The sequence below is a fragment of the Polynucleobacter sp. 80A-SIGWE genome, from assembly GCF_018882295.1.
Classification (GTDB): domain Bacteria; phylum Pseudomonadota; class Gammaproteobacteria; order Burkholderiales; family Burkholderiaceae; genus Polynucleobacter.
On sequence record NZ_JACVOR010000005.1, the window covers coordinates 1 to 2,941 of the forward strand.

The 2,941-nt window shown below is 44.9% G+C and carries 1 protein-coding gene; it reads left to right on the plus strand.

Annotated features, from left to right (window positions below; translation table 11 throughout):
- Positions 1–2,941, plus strand: a 2,941-nt coding sequence (locus tag ICN25_RS09885; RefSeq protein WP_216182531.1) for an autotransporter-associated beta strand repeat-containing protein, incomplete at both ends; no start/stop codon positions are given.

Genomic DNA, 2,941 nt, shown 5'->3' on the forward strand with positions numbered 1-2,941 from the left:
CGCTAGCTATCACTAATGCCACAGGTCTTGGTACTACAGCTGCCGGCACCACGATTGCTAGTGGTGCAACTCTTGATCTTCAGAACGTAGCTGTTCTCACAGAAGCAATCACTATTAACGGCGGTACCTTAGCCACCTCAACTGGCACAAGTTCCTTAAGCGGCACAATCACTTTAGGTGCAACCAGCAATACCTTCTCAGTAACGGGCACACAGTTAACTCTTTCTGGAGTGATTTCAGGGGCAAGCAGAGGAATTACTAAAGAAGGTAGCGGCATCTTGGTATTGAGCGCTGCAAACTCATATAGTGGCTCGACTACGATTAATGGTGGAGTTCTGTCAGTATCGTCAATCAATTCGAGTGGAGCTAATAGCGGTATTGGATCTTCTACTGATACCGCTAACCAATTGATTATTGATGGTGGAACTCTGCGTTTTACAGGGTCAGCTACAACGACGAATCGTTTGTTTACAGTTGGCGTTAATGGAGCAACAATCGAAGCTTCAGGTAGTGGTTTGCTTACATTTAGCAATACTGGACAAATAGTAACGGTTAGCGGTTCTTCTCCTGTATTAACTTTGTCAGGCAATGGAAGCGGATCCTTAGCGCCTTCTTGGTCGAACCCAACTTCTGGCACTTCTGCATTAAATAAATCTGGTAGTTCAACGTGGACTATTGCAAGCGGTAATACTAATTCGTACTCAGGTATTACAACCATTAGCGGTGGCGTTCTGTCCGTCTCATCTCTTGTGAATGGCGGATTTAACAGTGGTATTGGCAGTTCTTCAAGTGCTGCTAGTAACTTAGTCATTGATGGCGGCACGTTGAAATACACTGGTTCAGCTACTGGAGTTTCGATTGATCGTCTGTTCACTGTGGGCGCTAATGGGGCAACTCTAGATTCTTCAGGCACCGGAGGCACTCTAACATTTAGTGCTACTGGAAATTTGGTAACCATTACTGGGACATCTCCAACATTAACTCTGGCCGGTATAACTTCAATTGCCTTTAAACCTAAATGGACCGACCCATCTGGGGGTGTTGCATCACTCATAAAAGACGGTTCAAATACTGTAACAGTATCTGCTTTAAATACTTATAGTGGTATCACAACTATATCTACCGGAACCCTTCAAGCGGGAAGTGCAACAGCATTTGGTGCGGGTGATATCACTGTTGCTTCTGGAGCTGCGCTAGATTTATATGGTCAGACCATGACTAGTACTGGCAGATTAACAATCAATGGAGCTGGCGTTTCTACTAACGGGGCTTTAACAAATAGCAGCGGCACTGCAGCAACTTATGCAGGCCTATTAAATTTAGGAAGCGCTAGTTCAATCGGTCACACGACTGTTGGTGTTGGAGCAATAACGCTTAGCAACGTTGGAACAATTACAGGTCAATTCGATTTAACTTTAGGTGGAGCTACTGGCGGCACGATTAATTCCGTCATTGGAACCGGCGCTGGCGGAATCATTAAGAATGGCAGTAGTACGTGGACGCTTAGTGGGGCCAATACCTATGATGGTGCAACCACAATAAATGCTGGAACCTTGAGTATTACGAATGCAACTGGATTAGGTTCAACAGTAGGCGCCACCACTATTAGCTCGAGCGCTACATTAAAAATAGGTAATATTTCTGTAGGGAACGAAAATTTAACAATTAATGGTGGCGAGCTTTATTCGTCCGGCAGCACAAGTTCATTAAGCGGAAATATTTTGCTTGGAGCAAATAGTACTTTTAATACTGCCTCTGGTAATTTGACGCTATCAGGAAATATTTCCTCTGGGGGAAGTGCTTATGGTTTTTCCAAGGCTGGTGTTGGTACTCTTGTTTTAAGCGGGGACAATACATTTAGTGGTGTTGTTTCGTTTAGCGCCGCATCCGGGAGTACCCTTCGCCTGGGTTCGGCGACGGCTTTAGGTAATGCAAGTAAAGTAAGCATCTCTGCAATGAATGTCACTCTAGATGTTGCTGGTTGGGAGACTTCGAGGCCGATAGAGTTTACAAACTCCGGATATCTCACTAGTAGCACTGGTACTGGGGGGCTTATTTCCGGTGACATCACAACATCTTCTACTACGAACTCAAATATTCAAGCTGGCTCTGGTGCCGTTTTAACAATCTCGGGCGTAATTAAGGGTTCCGGAACTGGTTCAGTTGTTTATGGAAGCAATGCATTCAGCGCTCCATACGGCGTTGTTTTGCTTTCAGGCCCATCTTCTAATACGTATTCGAATGCCTCAACGATAGGAGCTTCATCTTCATATCCGGTAACGGTTAAAGTTGGTAAAAGCAATCCATTTGGTGCCGGAAATATAACAATTACTTCTGGGTCTGTTTTAGATTTAAATGGGCAAGCATTAATAAATACTGGCATTCTTACTTTAAATGCAACAGGTATATCTTCTGGTGGAGCGCTTATTAATAGCAGCACTTCGCCATCTAGTTATGACGGGCCAATAGTTCTAGGAAGTGCATCAAGCATTATTGGTGGGGCCGGTACTATAGCAATCACAAATACAACAAGTAGTATTACTGGAGCAGGGAATAGCTTAACTCTGGGTGGAGCTGCTGGAGGCTCTATTGTTTCTGTTGTTGGCACCGGTACTGGTGGTCTAACAAAGCAAGACGCTGGTACTTGGCTCTTATCTGGCGCCAACACCTACACCGGTACAACAACCATCTCCGCGGGTACATTAAAAGCTGGTAACGCAGCAGCTTTAGGACCTTCAACCGGTGCTGGTGCTGTTTCGATTACCTCCGGTGCTGTTCTTGATTTAAATGGTCAATCATTAACCAATAGTGGCGCTCTAACTATTCGTGGCACGGGCATATCTTCAGGTGGTGCACTTATTAATAGTAGTAGTACTGCGGCTTCTTATTCTGGTTTAGTTGCATTAGGCGCGGCATCATCTATTGTGGGTGGTTCAGGCAC